At 65.4% G+C, this 21,932-nt stretch carries 19 protein-coding genes; 6 read left to right on the top strand and 13 right to left on the bottom strand.

Going from position 1 to position 21,932, the window contains the following annotated elements; all coding sequences use genetic code 11:
- Positions 1-2 precede the first annotated feature (2 nt).
- The 10 genes from glyA to F3J14_RS07110 form a co-directional block, all read right to left on the bottom strand.
- Positions 3-1,298: a serine hydroxymethyltransferase gene (gene glyA / locus F3J14_RS07155; protein WP_166722412.1), complete on the bottom strand. Its 1,296-nt coding sequence runs from the start codon at positions 1,296-1,298 to the stop codon at positions 3-5.
- A gap of 137 nt (positions 1,299-1,435) precedes the next feature.
- Positions 1,436-2,314 (bottom strand): glycine betaine ABC transporter substrate-binding protein, encoded by an 879-nt coding sequence (locus F3J14_RS07150; protein ID WP_166722411.1) that lies wholly within the window; start codon positions 2,312-2,314, stop codon positions 1,436-1,438.
- Between the two features lie 152 nt (positions 2,315-2,466).
- Entirely contained in the window at positions 2,467-3,351 is an 885-nt protein-coding gene (locus F3J14_RS07145) for a proline/glycine betaine ABC transporter permease (protein ID WP_166722410.1), read from the bottom strand.
- The gene (locus F3J14_RS07140; RefSeq protein WP_166722409.1) at positions 3,348-4,637 is read right to left on the bottom strand and encodes a glycine betaine/L-proline ABC transporter ATP-binding protein; all 1,290 of its coding nucleotides are present in this window, start codon (positions 4,635-4,637) and stop codon (positions 3,348-3,350) included. The genes F3J14_RS07145 and F3J14_RS07140 overlap by 4 nt, the downstream gene beginning before the upstream one ends.
- A 361-nt stretch (positions 4,638-4,998) precedes the next feature.
- Positions 4,999-5,148 (bottom strand): hypothetical protein, encoded by a 150-nt coding sequence (locus F3J14_RS07135; RefSeq protein WP_166722408.1) that lies wholly within the window; start codon positions 5,146-5,148, stop codon positions 4,999-5,001.
- A gap of 194 nt (positions 5,149-5,342) precedes the next feature.
- Positions 5,343-6,194, bottom strand: coding sequence for a 3-hydroxybutyryl-CoA dehydrogenase (locus tag F3J14_RS07130; RefSeq protein WP_166722407.1), 852 nt, complete (start codon positions 6,192-6,194; stop codon positions 5,343-5,345).
- A gap of 38 nt (positions 6,195-6,232) precedes the next feature.
- On the bottom strand, positions 6,233-7,426 hold the full coding sequence (gene bktB, locus F3J14_RS07125) for a beta-ketothiolase BktB (RefSeq protein ID WP_166722406.1): 1,194 nt from the start codon (positions 7,424-7,426) through the stop codon (positions 6,233-6,235).
- Positions 7,427-7,474: 48 nt separating this feature from the next.
- On the bottom strand, positions 7,475-9,148 hold the full coding sequence (locus tag F3J14_RS07120; protein WP_166722405.1) for an electron transfer flavoprotein-ubiquinone oxidoreductase: 1,674 nt from the start codon (positions 9,146-9,148) through the stop codon (positions 7,475-7,477).
- Positions 9,149-9,182: 34 nt separating this feature from the next.
- A complete protein-coding gene (locus F3J14_RS07115) occupies positions 9,183-10,973 on the bottom strand; it encodes an acyl-CoA dehydrogenase (protein ID WP_166722404.1) in 1,791 nt (596 codons plus the stop codon).
- Positions 10,974-11,449: 476 nt separating this feature from the next.
- On the bottom strand, positions 11,450-12,367 hold the full coding sequence (locus tag F3J14_RS07110; RefSeq protein ID WP_166722403.1) for a LysR family transcriptional regulator: 918 nt from the start codon (positions 12,365-12,367) through the stop codon (positions 11,450-11,452).
- Positions 12,368-12,506: 139 nt separating this feature from the next.
- On the opposite strand from F3J14_RS07110, the gene F3J14_RS07105 reads away from it, so the two are divergent.
- Both F3J14_RS07105 and F3J14_RS07100 read left to right on the top strand, forming a co-directional pair.
- Positions 12,507-13,271 (top strand): SDR family oxidoreductase, encoded by a 765-nt coding sequence (locus F3J14_RS07105; RefSeq protein ID WP_166722402.1) that lies wholly within the window; start codon positions 12,507-12,509, stop codon positions 13,269-13,271.
- Positions 13,272-13,345: 74 nt separating this feature from the next.
- Complete coding sequence (locus tag F3J14_RS07100; protein ID WP_166722401.1) at positions 13,346-14,053, top strand: pirin family protein; 708 nt, start codon at positions 13,346-13,348, stop codon at positions 14,051-14,053.
- A 78-nt stretch (positions 14,054-14,131) separates the two neighbouring features.
- Here F3J14_RS07100 and F3J14_RS07095 read toward each other — a convergent pair whose 3' ends face one another.
- From F3J14_RS07095 to F3J14_RS07085, 3 genes are read right to left on the bottom strand one after another with little or no spacing between them, the layout of a single operon-like run.
- Entirely contained in the window at positions 14,132-14,728 is a 597-nt protein-coding gene (locus F3J14_RS07095) for an NADPH-dependent F420 reductase (RefSeq protein ID WP_166722400.1), read from the bottom strand.
- Between the two features lie 27 nt (positions 14,729-14,755).
- A complete protein-coding gene (locus F3J14_RS07090) occupies positions 14,756-15,523 on the bottom strand; it encodes an SDR family oxidoreductase (protein ID WP_166722399.1) in 768 nt (255 codons plus the stop codon).
- 13 nt (positions 15,524-15,536) lie between these two features.
- Positions 15,537-16,271, bottom strand: a complete 735-nt coding sequence (locus tag F3J14_RS07085; RefSeq protein ID WP_166722398.1) for an SDR family oxidoreductase — start codon at positions 16,269-16,271, stop codon at positions 15,537-15,539.
- 105 nt (positions 16,272-16,376) lie between these two features.
- Here F3J14_RS07085 and F3J14_RS07080 point away from each other — a divergent pair, with 105 nt between their 5' ends.
- From F3J14_RS07080 to pntB, 4 genes are all read left to right on the top strand, one after another.
- A complete protein-coding gene (locus F3J14_RS07080) occupies positions 16,377-17,318 on the top strand; it encodes a LysR family transcriptional regulator (protein WP_166722397.1) in 942 nt (313 codons plus the stop codon).
- Between the two features lie 398 nt (positions 17,319-17,716).
- Positions 17,717-18,307, top strand: coding sequence for a dimethylsulfoniopropionate lyase (locus tag F3J14_RS07075; RefSeq protein ID WP_166722396.1), 591 nt, complete (start codon positions 17,717-17,719; stop codon positions 18,305-18,307).
- 530 nt (positions 18,308-18,837) lie between these two features.
- The gene (locus F3J14_RS07070) at positions 18,838-20,439 is read left to right on the top strand and encodes a Re/Si-specific NAD(P)(+) transhydrogenase subunit alpha (protein WP_166722395.1); all 1,602 of its coding nucleotides are present in this window, start codon (positions 18,838-18,840) and stop codon (positions 20,437-20,439) included.
- A gap of 13 nt (positions 20,440-20,452) precedes the next feature.
- Complete coding sequence (pntB, locus tag F3J14_RS07065) at positions 20,453-21,865, top strand: Re/Si-specific NAD(P)(+) transhydrogenase subunit beta (protein WP_166722394.1); 1,413 nt, start codon at positions 20,453-20,455, stop codon at positions 21,863-21,865.
- The last annotated feature ends 67 nt before the right edge of the window (positions 21,866-21,932 follow it).

Below are 21,932 nucleotides of genomic sequence, written 5' to 3'. Positions count from 1 at the left end.
TGTCAGGCGAACGCCTCCGCTTGCGCGTAAATGGGGAACTGGCTGCACAGATCGCGCACGCGGGTCCGCACCGACCGCTCGACCGCCTGGTCGCCGCTCGGATCGCGCTCGAGCGCCGCCAGCACTTCGACGATCATTTCGCCGATCTGCTCGAACTGCTCGGATCCAAAGCCGCGCGTGGTGCCGGCCGGCGTGCCGAGCCGGATGCCGGACGTGACCAGCGGGTTTTCCGTATCGAACGGAATCCCGTTCTTGTTGCAGGTGATGCCGGCGCGCTCCAGCGCCTTCTCGGCTTGCGCGCCGGTAATGCGCTGCGAGCGCAGGTCGACCAGCAGCAGGTGGTTGTCGGTGCCGCCCGTGACGAGCGAGAGGCCACCGGCCGTCAGCACGCTGGCGAGCGTCTGCGCGTTGCGCAACACCCGGTCGATATGACGGGCGAACTCGGGGCGCAGCGCCTCGGCGAACGCCACGGCCTTGCCGGCGACGACATGCATCAGCGGGCCGCCCTGCAGCCCCGGAAATACCGCCGCATCGATCTGCTTCGCGACCTCGGCGTCGTTCGTCAGGATGAAGCCGCCGCGCGGGCCGCGCAGCGTCTTGTGCGTGGTGGACGTCACGACGTCGGCGAACGGCACCGGGTTCTGATGCCGGCCGGCCGCGACGATGCCGGCGAAATGCGCCATGTCGACCATCAGCTTCGCATCGACGCTGTCCGCGATCTCGCGGAACGCGGCGAAGTCGAGCGCGCGCGGATACGCGGAGTAACCGGCGATGATCAGTTTCGGGCGATGCCGCTCGGCGAGCCGGCGCACGTCGTCGTAGTCGATGCGCAGTGTGTCCGGGCTCACGCCGTACTGCACCGCGCTGAACCACTTCCCCGACAGCGCGGGCCGCGCGCCGTGCGTGAGATGGCCGCCCGCGTCGAGCGACATGCCCATCACGGTGTCGCCGGGTTTGACGAGCGCGAGCATCACCGCGCCGTTGGCCTGCGCGCCCGAGTGCGGCTGGACGTTCGCATGCGCGGCGTCGAACAGTGCGCACGCGCGGTCGATCGCGAGCGACTCGATCCGATCGACATGGTCGCAGCCGCCGTAGTACCGCCGGGACGGATAGCCTTCCGCGTACGTGTTCGTCAGCACGGTGCCCTGGGCTTCCAGCACCGCCGCCGACGCGATGTTTTCGGACGCGATCAGTTCGATCCGGCTCTGCTGGCGACGCAGCTCCAGTGCGATCTCCGATGCGATCACCGGATCCCGGCTCTGGAGCGTTTCGGAAAAAAAGCGGGCGTTCTCGTTCACTTGGTGACTCCGCGGCGCGATTCGTGATGTGCTGCATGGACGGCATGAGCTACGTGTACCGCACACCGCAAGGCCGGCGCCCGCGTTGCGGCCCCGGCCGGCGGCATCGGGCGATGTGCGTCGCCGGTGGCGCGGCTTTACTGCTGCAGCCAGGCCTTCAGCTTCTCCGGATGGGCCTCGACGAACTTCTTCGCGGCCGTGGCGTAGTCGTTCGTGCTGTTCCCTTCGAACTCGATCGCCTCGACGTCGGCCAGCGTGAGCTTCAGGTGCTTGAAGAACACGTCGGCGCGCGGGAACTTGCCTGCGAACTTCTTCGATGCGAACGCGTGAATCTGCTCTTCACCGCCCAGCGTGCCCTTCGGATCCTTCAGGTAACGCATCTGCCACTTCTGGAACAGCCAGTGCGGGCTCCAGACCGTCGCGACGATCCACTGCTTCGACTGGTACGCACGCGACACGCTCGCCAGCATGCCGGCCTCGCTCGACGCCTGCAGGTTGTAGCCGTCCAGGTTGTACGCCTTGATGGTTTTCTCGGACGCCTGCATCAGGCCGCCGCCCGGCTCGATGCCCTGGATCGTGCCGTTCAGCTTGCTCTTGACCTCCGGCTTGCTCAGGTCGGCGATCGACGACAGCTGCGATTCCGGAATGTAGGTCGGTACCGCCCAGCCGTTCCTGCCGCCGGTGTAGATGATGCCGACGTCATCCAGGTCATTCTTGTACTTCGCGTAGTACGTCGCGTGCGTGACCGGCAGCCAGCCGCCGACCATGATGTCCAGATCGCCGCGGGCGACGCCCTGGTACTGGATGCCGATGTCGGCCTGGACGAACTGCACCGGCTGCTTGAGGTTCGTCTCCAGCACGTACTTCGCGACGTTGGCTACCGCGAGCACGTCGGCCCAGTTGGTCACTGCGATCTTGACCGGCTCGGCCGCCGCCACGCCCACACCGGCGCCGCAGGCCACCACCGTCGACACCGCAAGTTTCGCCAGAAGCGATTTGAACGTATGGGTATTCATCTAGTACTCCTTGTTAATCACGCGAGTCTTTCAAGGATGAGGAACGCCTCGATCGGCGTTTCTGGTCTCCACGCACTGCTACACCGGTTCCGCCGCGGCACCGTGGCCGCGGCGCTTCATCGTCCGTCAACTGCCTTCGACTGCTGTTTCGCTCAGGTGCGTGCCGCGCCCTGCGGGCCGGCCTTGCCGGCACGCGCGGCCGGCCGCGCCTTCTTCTTCGCCTTCACGCCGAAGCTCTCCGTCAGCCGGTCCAGCACGATCGCGAGCAGCACGACGCCCAGCCCGCCTTCGAAGCCGATCCCGATGTCGAGCCGCTGGATCCCGCTCAGCACGTACTCGCCGAGGCCGCCCGCGCCGATCATCGATGCGACCACCACCATCGACAGCGCCATCATGATCGTCTGGTTCACGCCGGCCATGATCGACGGCAGCGCATTCGGCAACTGGATCTTCCACAGCAGCTGCCAGTCGGTGCTGCCGAACGAGCGGCCGGCTTCGATCAGCTCCTCGCGGACCTGCCGGATGCCGAGCGTCGTCAGCCGCACGACGGGCGGCATCGCGAATACGATCGTCGCGATTACCGCCGGCACGCGTCCGAGCCCGAACAGGATCACGGCCGGGATCAGGTACACGAACGCGGGCATCGTCTGCATGAAGTCGAGCAGCGAGCGCAGGATCATGCCGATCCGGTTATTACGCGCCCCCCAGATCCCGAGCGGCACGCCGATCACCAGGCTGAAGAACGTCGCCGCGGTCACGAGCGCGAGGGTCGAGACCGTCTGCGCCCACAAGCCCATGTAGTGAATGACGAGCAGCGCGAGGCCGACGAAAATCGAGAACGCGATGCCGCGACGCCAGAGCGCGAGTCCGACCAGGATCACGACCATCGCGATGAACGGCACCGCGGCCAGGCCGTCCTCGAGCAGCTTCACGACCGCGCCGAGCCCCGCCGAGAACGTGTCGAAGCCGACGCGGAAATGCAGAAACAGAAAGTTGACGACATTTTCCGCAAACTTCCCGATCACCGACGAATTCATGCTGCCCTCCGTTGCATCATCTGCTTGAGTATCGTCCGGCAGGACACGACGCCCGCCAGTTGTCCCGCTGCGTCCGTCACCGGCACGTCGTGCTCCTGGGTCAGTGCGATCGACGCGAGCCGGTGAAGATCCGTATCGATCGAAACCGCGTTGAAGTCGTGCAGGAAGGCTTCGCGTATCGGTCGCGCACCGGAGCGGTGCAGCGTGGCGGGCGTGACGCAGCCCAGGTAATGGCCGGCCTCGTCGCACACGTAGCCGCATTCCGCGCCGCTGTCGATCAGCTGGTTCAGGTAGCGCTCGGACGGCGTCCCCGCATCGCACCGAAGCAGCCCGCGCGCAATTGTCGTCATCAGGCTGGATGCCTTCAGGAAGCGCGACACGTCGACATTGCGGAAGAAGTCCTGCACGTACGCATCCGCCGGCGTCTGGATCAGTTCGGCCGGCGTGCCGACCTGGATCAGGCAGCCGTCCTTCATGATGCCGATGCGCCCGCCGATCTTCACCGCCTCCTCGATATCGTGGGAAATGAACACGATCGTGCGCTGCTCTTCCTTTTGCAGACGCAACAGCTCGTTCTGCATTTCGAAGCGGATCAGCGGATCGAGCGCCGAGAACGCCTCGTCCATCAGCAGGACCGACGGATTCACCGCCAGCGCGCGAGCCAGCCCCACGCGCTGCTGCATGCCGCCGGACAACTCGCTCGGCAGCAGCTTCTCGTACGACCCGAGGCCGACGCGCTCCAGCGCGGCACGCGCCACCTCATAGCGCTGCGCCTTCTTGATCCCCGCGACCTCGAGCCCGTAGGCGATGTTGTCGATCACCGTCCGGTTCGGCAACAGTGCGAACGACTGGAACACCATCGCCATCTTCTGGCGCCGAACATCGCGTAGTTCCGGCGTCGACATCGGTGCGATGTCGCGGCCTTCGAGCACGACCTGCCCGGACGTCGGCTCGATCAGCCGGTTGAGCAGTCGAACCAGCGTCGATTTACCGGAGCCCGACAGCCCCATGATCACGAAGATCTCGCCGGCCCTGACGCTCAGGCTCACGTCGTTGACCGCGACCATGTTGCCGGTTTGCGCGAAGATCTCGTTGCGTCCGACACCGCGCTCGAGCAGCTCGATCGCCCGCTCGGGCTTCGGACCGAAGATCTTCGAAAGGTGCTTGACGGTCAGGATGTCGGTCCCGGTCGCGATGCTCGACCGGGCAATCGACGGCGCACCGTCGGTATGGATTGCTCCGGGGGGAAGTACGTCGCCCGGTGCAAACGTCAGATTTGGGGCCATTCTGTCATCCCGACTAGCTGGTAATGGAAACCGTGAACTTCAGACGAGTCGCCTTCGATTGCCCGCTTGCCGCGTGGGCTCGATGCGCTCCTGCGTTGGTTGACGGCGCTGATTCAGTGAATGCAGCGTATCAATCCAATTACATCGGTCCCGATACATTTTCTGTGCGCTTTTCCATACCTTTGGTAATGCATCGAAAACGTGCGGAAAAGCACGAATGGTGCGGAATGGTGCGAATGACACGAGCGCGCAATGCCGGCGCGGCCCGCGCGGGATTTCGCGGTGACTGCGGCACGGTGGTGCACGCGGTGCGCGGGAGGGTGCGCTAGGGGAAAATCCCGACGGGGGTGCGTAAGGGAAACTACTGATAAAGCCGGCGCGCGACGCAGGCGGCGCGGCAGATTCTGGCGATGTTCAAGCCGACGCTGACGATATTGCCCCGGATCAGCGACGGCTTCGTTTTGCTCGTGAAACGGTTGACGATCGTCAATCGTCCCGCTTCATCGATCATTCAAATCGACGTGAACGGGAGACGAACGGGATAACTCACGTGAGTCGCCGCGTCCGCTCGTGCCTTTCCTTCAACATCGCGCATACGCGTTCCCCGCGCTCCAAATAGAAAACGCGGATGACCAGCCGACACCGGACACAATCTCCGGCGCGGCTCGTCATCCGCGTTGACGCCCTGACCTACCTCGCAGTACGTCAGCTGTAGTCGTACACCCCACGTCCCGTCTTGCGCCCCAGCCGCCCGGCCGACACCATCTCGCGCAGCAGCGGGCACGCACGATACTTCGTGTCGCCGAAGTCCTTCAGGAACACGTCCATCACCGCGAGGCACACGTCGAGCCCGACGAGGTCGGCCAGCGCGAGCGGCCCGATCGGGTGGTTCGCACCGAGCTTCATCCCCGCGTCGATCTCCTCGGCCGACGCGATGCCTTCGGCGAGCACGAAGAACGCTTCGTTGATCATCGGCACGAGGATCCGGTTCACGACGAAGCCCGGCGCGTTGCGCACGCCGATCGGCGACTTGTCGAAACGCTCGGTGAGCGCGCGCACCGCCGACGCGGTCGCGTCGCTCGTCTGCAGCCCGCGGATGATCTCGACGAGCGGCATTAGCGGCACCGGGTTGAAGAAGTGCATGCCGACGAAGCGCGACGGCTCGGCAAGCAGCGCCGCGAGCGCGGTGATCGAGATCGACGACGTGTTGGTCGCGATGATCGCATCGGGCCGCGCGACCGACTCGATCTGCTTCAGGATGCGGCTCTTCAGCTCGACGTTTTCGGTCGCGGCTTCGATCACGATGTCGACCGCGGCGAGCTTCGCGTAATCGGTCGACGTCGTGATGCGCGCGAGCGCGGCGTCGCGTGCGCCGGCATCGAGCTTCTCCTTCGACACGAGCCGCTCGAGGCTGCCCTTCAGCGCGGCGACGCCCTTGTCGAGCGCCGCATCGCTGACGTCGATCATCACGACGTTGAGTCCTGCAACGGCGGCGGTTTGCGCAATGCCGTTGCCCATGGTTCCGGCGCCCACGACGCCGACGGTTTCGATGGCCATGACGATTCCTGTATGTTCGGGTGCTGAGCGTTCGATTATCAGATGTTCTCGAAGATCGCCGCAATGCCCTGGCCGCCGCCGATACACATCGTCACGAGCGCATAACGCCCGCCGATGCGCTTCAGCTCGTACAGCGCCTTGACCGTGATCAATGCGCCCGTCGCGCCGATCGGGTGACCGAGCGAAATGCCCGAGCCGTTCGGGTTGACCTTGGCCGGATCGAGGCCGAGCTCCTGCGTGACCGCGCACGCCTGGGCCGCGAACGCCTCGTTCGCCTCGATCACGTCGAGATCGGTGATTTTCAGGCCCGCGCGCTCGAGCGCCTTCTGCGTGGCCGGCACGGGGCCGATGCCCATGTACGCCGGATCGACGCCCGCATGCGCATACGCGACCAGACGCGCGAGCGGCTTCACGCCCTGCGCACGCGCGGCATCCGCGCTCATCATCAGCACCGCGGCGGCCGCATCGTTGATCCCCGACGCGTTGCCGGCCGTCACCGTGCCGTCTTCCTTCACGAACACCGGCTTCAGCTTCGAGAAATCGTCCGGGCCCGCATCGTGACGCACGTGCTCGTCGGTGTCGAACGCGACCTCGCCCTTCTTCGTGCGGATCGAGATCGGCAGGATCTGATCCTTGAAGCGGCCTTCGGCGATCGCGCGCGCCGCGCGACGATGCGATTCGAGCGCGAGCGCATCCTGCGCATCACGCGAAATGCCGTACTTGCGTGCGACGTTCTCGGCCGTCACGCCCATGTGGATCGTCTGGAACGGGTCGTGCAGCGCGCCGAGCATCATGTCGACGAGCTTGGCATCGCCCATGCGCTGGCCGAAGCGCGCGGCCGGCACGGTGTACGGTGCGCGGCTCATGTTCTCCGAGCCGCCGCCGATCGCGACGTCGGCATCGCCGAGCATGATCGTCTGCGCGGCCGACACGATCGCCTGCAGGCCCGAGCCGCACAGACGGTTCACGGTCAGCGCCGGCGTGTGCTGCGCGACGCCGCCGTTGATCGCCGCGACACGCGCGAGATACATGTCCTTCGGCTCGGTGTTCACGACGTGGCCGAACACGACATGCCCGACCGCGTCGCCCGGCACGTTCGCGCGCGACAGCACTTCGCTCACGACCTTCGCGCCGAGATCGGTCGGCGAGAAATCCTTCAGGCTTCCGCCGAAATCACCGATCGCGGTACGGACACCGCTCACCACCACGACTTCCTTCGCTGCATTGCTCATCGTCTCACTCCGGTTCGTTCGCGCCCGCGGGCGCGGGGATGCGTTGCGTTACATGTTCGGGTAATTCGGCCCGCCACCGCCTTCCGGCGTGACCCACACGATGTTCTGCGTCGGGTCCTTGATGTCGCAGGTCTTGCAGTGCACGCAGTTCTGCGCGTTGATCACCAGCCGATCGCTGCCGTCGTCGTTCTTCACGAACTCGTATACCGCCGCCGGGCAGAAGCGGGCCTCCGGCCCCGCGTACGTGCGCAGGTTCACGTTCACCGGCACGTTCGCATCCTTCAGCGTCAGATGCGCCGGCTGGTTCTCCTCGTGGTTCGTGTTCGAGATGAACACCGACGACAGCCGGTCGAACGTCAGCTTGCCGTCCGGCTTCGGATACTCGATCGGCGTGCATTGCGATGCGGGCTTCAGCATCTCGTGGTCCGCATGCTTGTGGTGCAGCGTCCACGGCACGTTGCCGCCCATCACCTTCTGCTCGAGCCCGACCATCAGCGTGCCCAGGTACAGCCCCTTGGCCATCCACTGCTTGAAGTTGCGCGCGCGGTACAGCTCCGTGTACAGCCACGATTGCTTGAACGCATCCGGGTACGCGTTGAGCTCGTCGCTCTGGCGGCCGGCCTGCACCGCGTCGAATGCAGCATCGGCCGCCAGCATGCCGGTCTTGATCGCCGCGTGGCTGCCCTTGATCCGCGATGCGTTCAGGAAGCCCGCGTCGTCACCGATCAGCGCGCCGCCCGGGAACACCGTCTTCGGCAGCGACAGCAGCCCGCCCGCGGTGATCGCACGCGCACCATATGACACGCGCTTGCCGCCTTCGAGGAATGCGCGGATCGACGGATGCGTCTTGTAGCGCTGGAATTCCTCGAACGGCGACAGGTACGGGTTCGTGTAGCCCAAGCCCACCACGAAGCCGACCACCACCTGGTTGTTGTCCATGTGATACAGGAACGAGCCGCCGTACGTATCGGACTTCAGCGGCCAGCCGGCCGTGTGGATCACGAGGCCCGGCTTGTGCTTCGCGGGATCGATTTCCCACAGCTCCTTGATGCCGATCCCGTACGCCTGCGGATCGGCGTTCGCGTCGAGCTTGAACTTCGAGATCAGCTGACGGCCCAGATGACCGCGGCAGCCTTCGGCGAACAGCGTGTACTTCGCGTGCAGCTCCATGCCGAGCTGGAAGTTCTCGGTCGGCTCGCCGTCCTTGCCCACGCCCATGTTGCCGGTGGCGACGCCCTTCACCGAGCCGTCGTCGTTGTAGAGGATCTCGGCGGCCGGGAAGCCCGGGAAGATCTCGACGCCCAGCGCTTCCGCCTGTGCCCCAAGCCAGCGCGTGACGTTGCCCAGCGAGATCACGTAGTTGCCGTGGTTCTGGAAGTTGGCGGGCAGCGCCCAGTTGGGCGTGGTGACCGCGCTTTTCTCGGACAGGAACAGGAAGCGGTCTTCCGTCACCTCGACATCGAGCGGCGCGCCGCGTTCCTTCCAGTCGGGGAACAGTTCGTTGATCGCGCGCGGGTCCATCACCGCGCCCGACAGGATGTGCGCGCCGATCTCGGAACCCTTCTCGAGCACGCACACGCCGATCTCGGTGCCTTTCTCGGCGGCCAGCTGCTTGAGCCGGATCGCCGCCGACAGCCCGGCGGGGCCGCCGCCGACGATCACGACGTCGTATTCCATCGATTCGCGCGGGCCGTACTGCGCGAGCAAGTCCTGTGTGGTCAAAATCCTGTCTCCTCCTGCGCCCCGACCGTTACGGTCAGAACTGGTCTTCCGTCAACGCGAGCACGCTCTCGTTGCCCTTCGCGCCGACGATCGACGCTTCGAGCGCGCCGGCCTGCACGAGGACGTGTTCCGCATAGCATTGTGCGATCGCGATCTTCGCATCGTAGAACGCCGTGTCGTTCGCGCGGTTCGCGTGCGCCGCCAGCAGTGCGCGCGCCATCTGCCATCCGCACAGCACCACGCCCGCCAGCTTCAGGTACGGCACGCTGCCGGCGAACACCGCGTTCGGGTCCTGCTTCGCGTTCGCGACCACGTAGTCCACCACCGACGACAGCGCGCGCGCGCCCTTCTCCAGCTGCGCCTTCATCGACGCGGCCGCCGCGCCGTCGAGCTTGCCGAGCGCCGCGACAGTGTCGCCGATCTCCGCGATCAGCGCCTTCGCGACCGCGCCGCCGTCGCGCAGCGTCTTGCGGCCGACGAGGTCGTTCGCCTGGATCGCGGTCGTGCCTTCGTAGATCGCCAGGATCCGCGCATCGCGGTAGTACTGCGCCGCGCCGGTTTCCTCGATGAAGCCCATCCCGCCGTGCACCTGCACGCCCAGGCTCGCCACGTCGTTCACCATCTCGGTGCTCCAGCCCTTCACGACTGGCACCAGATATTCGTAGATTGCCTGATGACGCACCCGCGTCGCCTCGTCCGAATGGCGGTGGGCAATGTCGCTGTGCGCGGCAGCCACATACGCGAGCGCGCGAGCGCCTTCGGTCAGCGCGCGCATCGTGCCGAGCATCCGGCGCACGTCCGGGTGATGGATGATCGTCACCGACTGCTTCGCCGAGCCGTCGACCGGACGACTCTGCACGCGCTCCTTCGCGAATTCCGCGGCCTTCTGGTATGCGCGGTCGGCCACGCCGATCCCCTGCATCCCGACGCCGAAGCGCGCGGCGTTCATCATGATGAACATGTATTCGAGGCCGCGGTTCTCCTCGCCGACCAGGTAGCCGATCGCGCCGCCGTGGTCGCCGTATTGCAGCACCGCCGTCGGGCTCGCCTTGATCCCGAGCTTGTGCTCGATCGACACGCAGTGCACGTCGTTGCGTGCGCCCAGCGAACCGTCGTCGTTGACCATGAACTTCGGCACGATGAACAGCGAGATGCCCTTCACGCCTTCCGGCGCGTTCGGCGTGCGCGCGAGCACCAGGTGGACGATGTTGTCCGCCATGTCGTGCTCGCCCCACGTGATGAAGATCTTGGTGCCGAACACCTTGTACGTGCCGTCGCCCTGCGGCTCCGCGCGCGAGCGCACCAGCGCCAGGTCCGAACCGGCCTGCGGTTCGGTCAGGTTCATCGTGCCCGTCCATTCACCCGAGATCAGCTTCGGCACGTAGCGCTGCTTCTGTTCGTCGGTGCCGGCCGTCAGCAGCGCCTCGATCGCGCCGTCGGTGAGCAGCGGACACAGCGCGAACGACAGGTTCGATGCGTTCAGCATCTCGATGCACGGCGTCGCGATCAGCTTCGGCAGCCCTTGGCCGTCGTATTCGGTCGGATGCTGCAGGCCCTGCCAGCCGCCTTCGACGAACTGGCGGAACGCCGCGCCGAAGCCGGGCGTCGCCGTCACGACGCCGTCCTTCCAGCTGCTCGGGTTGCGGTCGCCCTCGACGTTCAGCGGCGCCAGCACCTCGCCGCAGAATTTCGCGGATTCTTCGAGCACGGCCTGCGCCGTGTCGTAGCCGGCTTCCTCGAAGCCGGGCAACTGCGCAACGGTGTCGATGCCCGCGAGTTCCTTCAGCACGAACAGCATGTCCTTGACAGGGGCGTTATAGCTCATGGTCGATGTTCCAATCAGGCGTTGAATGAGGCGCGCGGCCCGGGCGGCTGCGGCAAAACCGGCCAGCGCCAGGCGACGTCGTGACCCATCGTACTGCCGCGGCGGCGGTTTCCCATTGTCATATCCGGCCCACATGGTGACAAAATCGGCCACGCGATGTGCGGGGTGATGCTGGAAACGGCCGGCCCGGAGCGGCTTGGCGGGGTGTTGGTTTTCGGAGAAATGGCGGGCAATTGCCGTGCCGCCGCGGCGCGCGCTAGCGGGGTCGGAGTGCTCGAACCGGCCGATTCCGGCTCCGTTCAGTCGGACCGTCCGGAGAAACACGGACTCGCGCGGATGGACAGCCACCTCCCTGGTCGACTTGATCGGCGAACCGGAAGTCGGCTGTCGACTGTCGGCTGCGCGATCGATTGTGTCGGCTTCGCTATCGTTGCATGAACGCAATGAAGCGCTTGACCAGACCACCTGCCGCAACGTCACTTCGGCCATCGCCAGACTGGATCGCTCAGATGTTCGGCGAAGTAGTCGGACAGCGCCGTCACCTTCGCGGCGCGCGCCCGCGCCGACGGCGTAACGAAATAAAGACCGCCCTTCGTCAGCGACCAGTCGGTGAGGATCGCTTCGAGACGGCCGTCGGCCAGATATTCGCCCGCGATGAATTCAGGCAGCTCGGCGATCGCAAGGCCATCGAGCAGCGTGGGCAACAGCGCATCGGCGTTCGTTACCCGCAGCGGGCCCGTCGGCATGACCGGCTCCTCGTCGCCCACGTCGTTCGTGAAGCGCCATACGGCACTGCGCGCGCGATACGCGTACGAGAGGCAAGGACGATCCGCCAGCTCGCGCGGATGTGTGGGTCGCCCTTCGCGCCGCAAATATTCCGGCGACGCCACCACGAATTGCGTGACGGCGCACAGCCGCCGCGCAACCAGCGACGAATCCGGCAGCGCGGCGATACGCAACGCGGCGTCAAATCCATCGGCGATCAGATCGACCGACGCATCCGATAAATGCAGGTCGATCGACACCTCCGGATAGGCGCGAAAGAAGCCCGGCAGCAACGGCGCCACCCAGCGCAGTCCGAACGACATCGGCACAGCGAGACGCACCAGCCCGCGCGGCTGCACCGACATCTCGCGCGCCGAGCTTTCCGCCTCCTCGGCCTGGCGATAGATCTCGCCAGCTTGCTCGCTGATCGTCCGACCGAACTCGGTGAGAGAGAGCTGGCGCGACGTGCGATTGAAAAGTCGCGCGCCTAGCCGGTCCTCCAGACGGGCCACACCGCGCGAGACGGTGGCGACGGACACCCCGGTCGCGCGCGCGGCAGCCGCAAACGACCCGTGCTCGGCCACCTTCGCGAACATCGCGAGCCCCTCGAAATCAGGCAGTTTCGCCATTTCCCCTCATCTTTGCATATCTGCAATGTTTGATTGCGATTAATTCTATTTCGAAATGATCGAGCCGTCGATATTCTCCTCACATCGCAGCACGCAACAGCGTCGCGAACACCCCTGACCTAACGAAAGGAGCAATACCATGGCACGCAAACTCGACAACAAGATCGCACTCGTCACCGGCGCAACCAGCGGCATCGGTCTTGCCACCGCCCAACGTTTCGCGGCCGAAGGTGCGCACGTTTATCTCACGGGCCGGCGCCAGGTCGAACTCGATGCCGCCGTGACGGGCATTCTCGAAGCGGGCGGAAAGGCGACCGGCGTACGGTCGGATTCCACCCGGCTCGATGAGCTTGACGCGCTGTATGAGCAAATCAAGAAGGAGCACGGGCGCCTGGACGTGCTGTTCGTGAACGCCGGCGGCGGTTCGATGCTGCCGCTTGGCAGCATTACCGAGGCGCACTACGACGAAACCTTCGACCGCAACGTGAAGGGCGTGCTGTTCACGGTGCAGAAGGCACTGCCGCTGCTCGCCGATGGCGCCTCGGTGATTTTGACCGGCTCGACCGCGGGCAGCGCGGGTACCGCGGCGTTCAGCGTGTATTCGGCTTCCAAGGCGGCAGTGCGTGCCTTTGCACGCAGCTGGATTCTCGACCTCAAGGAGCGCCATGTCCGCGTGAACACGATCAGCCCGGGTGCGACTCGCACGCCCGGCCTGCTCGATCTCGCCGGTGACGATGCGGCTCAGCGCCAGGGGCTCGCCGATTACCTGGCTGCCCAGATCCCGATGGGGCGCCTTGGCGAGCCGGGCGAGATCGCGAGCGCGGCGCTGTTCCTGGCCTCGGACGACGCGAGCTTCGTGAACGGCATCGAATTGTTTGTCGATGGCGGCCAGCAACAGATCTGAGCGGGGCTCGGGTGCGGTGGACGCGTCTTCGACGGTCGCACGCCGCGCCCGGCCTACTCATACCGAGTTCCGTCATGATTGAACGACGCGCTTTTCTTGCACTTGCTGCGATCCGGCGCGACGGTGTCGACGTCCGCCAGCATTTCCGCGTGAGCGAATCCGGGCACGCCGGAGAAGCGCCGCTCGGTCCCCTCCTCGTGTGGAACGACGTCGAGTTCGCGCCGCACTCGGGCTTCGGCCTGCGTGCTCACCGCGACGTCGAGATCGTCACGTGGGTACGTTCGGGCGCAATCACGCACGAAGACGACGCGGGCAATCGCGCGCGCCTGGTCGCCAATTCCGTCCATGTGATGAGTGCCGGCGCGGCGATCCATTGCGCAGAGCGCAACGAGGAAAATGTACCCGCGCGGCAATTCCAGATACGGCTACGTCCGCGCACACCGGCCAGTACGTCGCGCTGCGCGACGCGCGTCTGTTCGCTTGGATGTCGCGAGAGCCGATTCGTTACGCTGGCGAGTGGCGATCCGGAGGATGTCCGCGCCGGCGCATTGCCCATTCACGCCGACGCACGGATGCGTATCGCGACGCTGCGCGAAGGCACGGCGATGCAGCACGCTTTGCCGCTGTCCGGTTCTGCTTATCTGGTTGTCGAACATGGGCGAGTGGACGTGGGGCACATCACGCTGGCGCGACGCGATGGCATCACCATTCGCGATGAAACGTGCGTTACGTTGAGAGCGAAAGACGACACGGATGTCGTGATTGTCGAACTCTTGCGCTAGGACAGGTGCTTCATCCAAGTGCGCCGCGCCGGCGTTCATTGTCATTTCCGGCGGAAATATCCGGAAAACGGTAGGCCATCAGTCGAACGTGATCAAGTCCTTGAAGATCAGTTGTCCCCAGTTATTTCCGCGCGCGTGCACAAGCAGTCCACCGTCCGAAAGCCCACCCAGTTTGATCGGCGCGAAACCGAGTTTTTCAGCAAGCGCGCCAATCTCCGCTGCGGCGCCGTCATCGTCGCTCGCGAGGAACACGACTCTCCTGCCCCCATGTATGGCCGGGTCCTGGCCGAGGACGGCGGCAACCAGATGATTGAAGCCTTTCACCAGCCTGGCTCCGCTGAACGCGTTCGCGACGAAAGCAGACGACGGGAGACCGCCCAGTTCCTCGAGCGGGGCCTGCGTGTTCATCGCGTCGATGACCGTCTTCCCCTTCCAGTCGGGCAGCGCTTTTGCGATCTCCGGGTGCGACTCGAAACGGACAGCCAGAAAGATGATGTCCGCCTTGACGGCTTCCGCCAGGGTTTTGGGAATGATCGTGGGGCCGATCGCGGCCGCCTCGGCCGCAAAGCTTTCCGGGTCGCGCGTGGTTGCAACGGCCACTTCGATGCCGTTGCGGGCGAACGCCCTGGCAAGTGCGTGGCCGATCTTGCCGAAGCCAATGATTGCGTAACGCATATGTTTCTCCTTCGTTTCTCGGCGCGGTCAGAGCTTGTAACCGCCGCTCGCTTCAATCGTCTGGCCGGTCACCCAATGGCCATCATCGGAGGCCAGGAACGCCACGACGGCGGCGATTTCCGAAGGCTCGCCAAAGCGGCCCAGCGCGATTTGGGCCTCGGCCGCCTTGACGAGTTCGGGATTCTCCCGAACGGCGGCGTTCGCATCCGTTCGCGTGAAGCCCGGCGCGACGGCGTTCGCGGTGATGCCACGCGGCCCCAGCTCGATGGCGAGCGTATGGGTCAGCGTATTGATGGCTGCTTTCGCCATTGAGTAGACGGGCGCGGCCGTCACGGGCTTCGTGGCGGCGGCGGAAGAAATGTTGATGATGCGTGCACCATCGGCGAGACGATCCAGCGCGGCCTGAATGATGAAGAAGGGCGCGCGGGCGTAGACCGCCATCAGGGTGTCCCAACTTTCCGGCGTTGCGTCCTTGAAGCCAAGCCAGCCGGAATTGCCGGCGTTGTTGACCAGAATGTCGAGGGCTCGGCTTCCGTTCCGCTGGGTGAACTCGTCGTCGAGTCTCTCGAACAAAGCCGGGACGGTCGCCGGATCAACCAGATCCGCGTGGATCGCGAACGCGGTGCCTCCCGCTTTCTCGATGGCTGCGATCGCCTCGTCCGCGCCGGATTTGCTGGCGTTGTAGGTTAGCGCGACTGTCGCACCGTCCTTTGCAAGGCGTTCGGCGATGGCGCGGCCGATGCCCCGCGATGCCCCGGTCACGAGCGCTGTTTTGCCCTTCAGGGATTGAGTCACTTGAGTTTTCTCCTCAGAGTTGTGCCAAGCCACCGTCAACGGCGACCTCGCTGGCGGTCATGAAGCTGCTGTCCGACGACGCAAGAAAGGCAGCCACCGCGCCGATCTCGGCCGGATCGGCCATACGCTGGAGCGGCGTCATCGCCCCGTAGGCCTTCTGGCCTTCTTCGCCCAGCGCCTCCTTGGCGAGTTCGGTCGCGGTCGCCCCGGGCGATAGCACGTTTATCCGGATGCCGGTGCCCTTCAGGTCCGCCGCCCAAGTCCGCGCGAGGTTGCGCACCGCTGCCTTGCTCGCGCTATAGGCCGTGAATCCTGGGGCTCCCGTGGTGCCGGCGCTCGATCCGGTCAGGATGATCGAACCGCCCGCGCCCATCAGCGGCAGCGCCTTCTGGACCGTGAAGATCGTCCCCTTCACATTGGTGTCGAAGGTGTCGTCAATGTGCTCGGCGGTGATCTGGCCGAGAGGCAGCGGGCTTCCCGCCCCGGCGTTGGCGAAGACGATGTCGAGCGTTCCGCGCTCCGCCTTGACCGCCGCGTAGAGCCGGTCGAGGTCGGTCGGATCGCAGACCGAGCCCTTCACCGCGCGGGCATTGGGCCCAAGGTCGGCCACCGCAGCGTCGAGCGCTTCCTGCCGGCGGCCGAAGATGAAGACGAAGGCGCCCTCTTCGATGAAGCGTCTTGCCGCGGCGCGGCCGATGCCGGTAGCGCCGCCGGTGATCACGGCGGTCTTTCCATTCAGTCTGTTCATGTCATGCATCCTTCGAAACGAAAGCAACAACCCGATTCTGGGACGCTTGATTCATGAAGCCAATTGACTGAATATCTATAAATACCATCTACTTTCTAGATAGATATGCTGGACAACGTCACCATCAATCAACTTCGGGCGTTCGTCGCCGTGTGTGACCAGGGAAGCTTTTCCGGGGCGGCAAGGGAACTGAGGCGTGCGCAGTCGGCGATCAGTCACGCGATCAACGCGCTCGAGAATGCCTTTGACGTGATGCTGTTCGAGCGCAACACGCGCAAAGCGACGCTCACGGCCGCAGGCCGCAGCCTCCTGCCGGATGCGCGCGGGGTGATTGCGCGCACCGAGGAAATGAAGATGCGCGCGGTCGCGATCGCTGAAGCCGGTGTCCCACAGGTCTCGGTCGCCGTGGATACCTATTTTCCGCGTGCGCACCTGATTGAATGCCTGCGCACCCTGCAGGCGGACTTTCCTACGGTCGCGATCAATCTGCGCATGACGACCATGCAGGGCGGCGAGCGCCTGGTTCTCGACGGCACGTGCGCATTGGCGGTAACGATCACGGATGTGCCCGAGCTGAGCCAAGGCTCCATCGAGCGGCAACATTTATGTGACGCGCAAATGGTGACCGTCTGTGCGCCATCGCATCCGCTGGCCGCGCTCGCGGGGCCGATTCCGCGGGAGGAATTTGGCCGGCACATCCAGCTCGTCGTAACGGACAATCAGCCCGATGCGGAAAAGACCCAACAGGGGGTCGCCGGTGAACGCCAGTGGTGGGTGAATGATCTCGGCGCGAAGCACGATCTGCTCAGGGGAGGCCTGTGCTGGGGGCACATGCCGCGCCATCTGGTCGAGCAAGACCTCGCGAAGGGATCGCTTGTCGAACTCCAACGGCGCGCGTGGCACATGCGCTCCCTCACGTTCATGATCTCCCAGCGGCGCGGGTACTCGTTTTCCGAATGCGAGACACGGCTGGTCGAACTCCTTGGCAATCGTCATCCCGTCCCAAAGGGTGGAAAGGCCAAGGTCGGCGTGACGCGCGGTCGCTGATGGATTTGCCCGGCGACGCTGCGCGAACCGTGACGTCAACACTGGCCGAATCCGTCACGTTGCCGCTGCTTCTACTGCCTGGCAAACCGGCATCAACCACGCTGCCGTGCGTCGCAGGTTCCTCGCGATCGCATCTCGACCCGTGTTTCAGGAACAGAGGCGGTGACACAATGATCGCGGTCTGAACAGTGGGCTGCTTGAATCCGAAATGCGACCATTGGCATCAACACGGTTCATTTGGCCGAAATGGGTCGGCAAGCACCGCCACGGAAATCCACGAAGAACCCACTGCATGGCGGCCGGCGCCAAATCGGCCGACCTTTTTTGCCGTCCGGGCCCGCGCGTTTCTGCGTAGACTTTCATCTGATCAGGCCACATGACCGGGAGCAGCGACGAAGATGAATGAACGCCCGAAGCCCATCGCGGATTTCGTCCGGATCGCCGCCGGACTGTTCCAGTCGGACAAGCTTCCCCCCGCCGCGCGCGCGTTCGCGCCGCGAGTATTCGCCCGGTTGCAGCAGCCGTCGGATGACGGCAAACGGCTCGCGGTGCGATACCCCGCATGCGAATGGCTCGACCCGGCGCTCGAGTCGGTCGCGCGCGTCGACCCGACGTTCGCCACCGTCGCGCAGCTGATCAAATCGCTCGAGCCCGACGTGGGATGGTCGCGTCGCACATCGGGAAAGGACGGCAGTCCGAACTATATCGACGGGCATGTGAACGGGATGATCTGCGGGCCCGGCGGCGCGGAAAGCCGCGACGACATCCAGCTCGGCTTCTCGTTGATGATGCCCAATGTCAGATATCCGGATCATGGTCACGCGCCGGAGGAAGCGTACGTGCTGATGACCGCCGGTGAATTCCGGCAGCAAAACGGCGCATGGTTCGATCCCGGGATCGGCGGCGGCATCCACAACCCGCCGGGAGCGTTGCATGCGATGCGCTCCGGCGACGCACCGTTCCTCGCGATCTGGTGCCTGCTGAATTGATCTGACGAGCGACGCGATGTGCTGACGGAGCCGCCGGCGGTCAGCGGCCAGTCATTGGCCTACCGGCCGGTCGGGATCGCTTCCGACCGCTGTTGAGGGACCAGCCCGATCGTCTCCGGCGACCATGTGAACGATTTCACGCGAAGGCAGCCGCCGAGGGGAGCCGGCCATGGGAGCCGGCAAAGGAACCCGGTTATGGGGAAACCTGTCCGGTGCCGCCGCGCACAGGCCGGCTCGAGCAACCACGCCGCACCGCGAAAGCGGCAGCGAGCCTGGCTCGTCAACACCCGTTCGGCCGACGCGATATTGCGCGCGCGTGGATAAAACGCAACAGTAGAACGGACGACGCGCTCGATGCGCTCCTCCTCGATCGCGCCGTCGTTATGAGGCATACTCTATTCGCGCCCAGCGAACGATCGTTCTTTTTTAAACGCAAGCCGTCGCACGCGCCACTAAACAAGCACATGATTCTGTTACCTTGACGCACCGGCCCGCGCGCAATGCAATGGCCATCACCCATCTTTCACACTATGACACTACAGATTGGGATTCCTCTGGAGACAGCCACCGGCGAACGGCGCGTTGCGACCGTACCCGAAGTGGTCGAGAAACTGATCAAGCTGGGGTTTTCGGTAGCCGTGCAAAGCGGCGCCGGCGCCGGCGCGAATTTTGACGACGATGCGTACCGCGCGGCCGGCGCGAGCATCGCCGCGTCGGCGGCCGAGCTCTGGTCCGGCAGCGACATCGTGTTCAAGGTGCGCCCGCCGAGTGCCGACGAAGTCGCGCTGATGCGCGAAGGCGGCACGCTGATCGGCTTCGTGTGGCCCGCGCAGAACCCCGAACTGATGCAGCAGCTGGCCGCGAAACGCGCGACGGTGCTGGCGATCGATTCGCTGCCGCGCACGCTGTCGCGCGCGCAGAAGATGGACGCGCTCACGTCGATGGCCGGCATCAGCGGCTACCGCGCAGTGATCGAGGCCGCGCATGCGTTCGGCCGCTTCCTGAACGGCCAGGTCACGGCGGCCGGCAAGGTCCCGCCGGCCAAGGTCTTCATCGCCGGTGCCGGCGTCGCGGGCCTCGCCGCGATCGGCACGGCAGCGAGTCTCGGCGCGATCGTGCGCGCGAACGACACGCGCGCCGAGGTGGCCGATCAGGTCAAGTCGCTGGGCGGCGAGTTCGTCAAGGTCGACTACGAAGAGGAAGGCTCGGGCGGCGGCGGTTACGCGAAGGTGATGAGCGAAGGCTTCCAGCAGGCGCAGCGCGCGATGTATGCGCAGCAGGCCAAGGACGCCGACATCATCATCACGACCGCGCTGATCCCCGGCAAGCCGGCGCCGAAGCTGATCACGGCCGAGATGGTGCAGTCGATGAAGCCCGGCAGCGTGATCGTCGACATGGCCGCCGAACAGGGCGGCAACTGCGAACTCACGGTGCCCGGCGAGGCGGTCGTGCGCCACGGCGTGACCATCGTCGGCTATACCGATCTCGCGTCGCGGCTGTCGCGGCAGTCGTCCACGCTGTACGGGACCAACCTGCTGCGCGTGATCGAGGAGCTGTGCAAGGGCAAGGACGGCACGATCAACGTCGACTTCGACGACGACGCGATCCGCGGCCTCACCGTCATCAAGGAAGGCAACATCACCTGGCCGCCGCCGCCGATCAAGCAGGCGGCCGTCGCACCCAAGCCCCAGGCGGCCACACCCGTCGTGGCCGCACCGGCGAAGTCCAAGGGCCACGGCCACAGCGGCGAGCCGATGTCGGCCAAGGCGCTCGCGATCGTGTTCGCGATCGGCGCACTGGGGTTCCTGCTGGTCGGCCAGTTCGCGCCGGCCAGCTTCCTGTCGCACTTCACGGTGTTCGTGCTCGCGTGCTTCGTCGGCTACATGGTGATCTGGAACGTCACGCCGTCGCTGCACACGCCGCTGATGAGCGTGACCAACGCGATCTCGTCGATCATCGCGATCGGCGCGCTCGTGCAGGTCGCGCCGCCGCTGGGCGAGCTGGCCAATGCCGGCGACCGTCCGTCCGGGCTGATCCTGGGTCTCGCGGTGGGCGCGCTGACGCTCACGGCCGTCAACATGTTCGGCGGCTTCGCGGTGACGCGTCGCATGCTGGCGATGTTCCGCAAATAAGGGGACGACAACAATGACTTCCAACCTGACTACCGTCTCCTATATCGGCGCCGCGATCCTGTTCATCCTCAGCCTCGGCGGGCTGGCCAATCCCGAGACCGCGCGCCGCGGCAACCTGCTCGGCATGATCGGCATGCTGATCGCCGTGCTGGCCACCGTGGCCGGCCCGCGCGTGTCGGCCGCGGGCATTCCGTACGTGATCGCCGCGCTGGTCGTCGGCGGCGCCGTCGGCCTGTACGCCGCGAAGAAGGTGCAGATGACGCAGATGCCGGAACTGGTCGCGCTGATGCACAGCCTGGTCGGTCTCGCGGCCTGCCTGGTCGGTTTCGCGAGCTATATCGATACGTCGCTGCAGCTCACCGGCGCCGAGAAGGCGATCCATGAAGTGGAGATCTACGTCGGCATCCTGATCGGCGCGGTCACCTTCGCGGGCTCGATCATCGCGTTCGGCAAGCTGTCCGGCAAGATCGGCGGCAAGCCGCTGCTGCTGCCGGCACGGCACTGGCTGAACCTGGCCGCGCTGCTGATCGTGATCTACTACGGCCGCGCGTTCCTGCATGCGGAAACCATCCAGGACGGCATGCTGCCGCTCGTCGTGATGACGGTGTTCTCGCTGCTGTTCGGCGTGCACATGGTGATGGCGATCGGCGGCGCGGACATGCCGGTCGTGGTGTCGATGCTCAACAGCTACTCGGGGTGGGCCGCGGCAGCCACCGGCTTCATGCTCGGCAACGACCTGCTGATCGTGATCGGCGCATTGGTGGGCTCGTCCGGTGCGATCCTGTCGTACATCATGTGCCGCGCGATGAACCGCAACTTCATCAGCGTGATCGCGGGCGGCTTCGGCAGCGGCGCGGGCGCACCGGCGGCAGCCGGCGGCGCGGCGCAGCCGGCCGGCGAGGCGGTCGCGGTGAGCGCGATGGAAACGGCCGAGCTGCTGCGCGAAGCGAAGCGCGTGATCATCGTGCCGGGCTACGGGATGGCCGTGGCGCAAGCGCAGCACACGGTGTTCGAACTGACGAAGCTGCTGCGCGAAAAGGGTGTGGACGTGCGTTTCGCGATTCACCCGGTCGCGGGCCGCATGCCGGGCCACATGAACGTGCTGCTGGCCGAAGCGAAGGTGCCGTACGACATCGTGCTCGAAATGGACGAGATCAACGGCGACTTCCCCGAGGCCGACGTGTCGATGGTGATCGGCGCGAACGACATCGTGAACCCGGCCGCGCAGGACGACCCGTCGAGCCCGATCGCCGGCATGCCGGTGCTGGAAGTGTGGAAGGCGAAGACGTCGATCGTGATGAAGCGCAGCATGGCGTCCGGCTATGCGGGCGTCGACAATCCGCTGTTCTACAAGGACAACAACCGCATGTTGTTCGGGGATGCGAAGTCGATGCTCACTGAAATCTTCGGCGCACTGAAAGCCTGAGTGCGGCCTCGCGCGCGGAGCGGGCAGCCCGCCGCTCCCGCGCCGCGCCGGCTCCCCGGCAGCAAAA

It is taken from the genome of Burkholderia sp. Tr-862, from assembly GCF_011753085.1.
GTDB classification, from domain to species: Bacteria; Pseudomonadota; Gammaproteobacteria; order Burkholderiales; family Burkholderiaceae; genus Burkholderia; species Burkholderia ambifaria.
This window is presented reverse-complemented; position numbering and strand designations above follow the sequence as displayed.

Bases quoted from the DNA above. Each gene is read 5' to 3' on its own strand.
- F3J14_RS07070 (WP_166722395.1), top strand. From the start codon at position 18,838: ATGACACTACAGATTGGGATTCCTCTGGAGACAGCCACCGGCGAACGG.
- F3J14_RS07085 (WP_166722398.1), bottom strand. From the start codon at position 16,271: ATGAACAGACTGAATGGAAAGACCGCCGTGATCACCGGCGGCGCTACC.
- F3J14_RS07150 (WP_166722411.1), bottom strand. From the start codon at position 2,314: ATGAATACCCATACGTTCAAATCGCTTCTGGCGAAACTTGCGGTGTCG.
- F3J14_RS07110 (WP_166722403.1), bottom strand. From the start codon at position 12,367: ATGGCGAAACTGCCTGATTTCGAGGGGCTCGCGATGTTCGCGAAGGTG.
- F3J14_RS07075 (WP_166722396.1), top strand. From the start codon at position 17,717: ATGAATGAACGCCCGAAGCCCATCGCGGATTTCGTCCGGATCGCCGCC.
- F3J14_RS07135 (WP_166722408.1), bottom strand. From the start codon at position 5,148: ATGATCGATGAAGCGGGACGATTGACGATCGTCAACCGTTTCACGAGC.
- F3J14_RS07080 (WP_166722397.1), top strand. From the start codon at position 16,377: ATGCTGGACAACGTCACCATCAATCAACTTCGGGCGTTCGTCGCCGTG.
- bktB (WP_166722406.1), bottom strand. From the start codon at position 7,426: ATGAGCAATGCAGCGAAGGAAGTCGTGGTGGTGAGCGGTGTCCGTACC.
- F3J14_RS07105 (WP_166722402.1), top strand. From the start codon at position 12,507: ATGGCACGCAAACTCGACAACAAGATCGCACTCGTCACCGGCGCAACC.
- F3J14_RS07145 (WP_166722410.1), bottom strand. From the start codon at position 3,351: ATGAATTCGTCGGTGATCGGGAAGTTTGCGGAAAATGTCGTCAACTTT.
- F3J14_RS07100 (WP_166722401.1), top strand. From the start codon at position 13,346: ATGATTGAACGACGCGCTTTTCTTGCACTTGCTGCGATCCGGCGCGAC.
- F3J14_RS07130 (WP_166722407.1), bottom strand. From the start codon at position 6,194: ATGGCCATCGAAACCGTCGGCGTCGTGGGCGCCGGAACCATGGGCAAC.
- F3J14_RS07140 (WP_166722409.1), bottom strand. From the start codon at position 4,637: ATGGCCCCAAATCTGACGTTTGCACCGGGCGACGTACTTCCCCCCGGA.
- pntB (WP_166722394.1), top strand. From the start codon at position 20,453: ATGACTTCCAACCTGACTACCGTCTCCTATATCGGCGCCGCGATCCTG.
- F3J14_RS07095 (WP_166722400.1), bottom strand. From the start codon at position 14,728: ATGCGTTACGCAATCATTGGCTTCGGCAAGATCGGCCACGCACTTGCC.
- F3J14_RS07115 (WP_166722404.1), bottom strand. From the start codon at position 10,973: ATGAGCTATAACGCCCCTGTCAAGGACATGCTGTTCGTGCTGAAGGAA.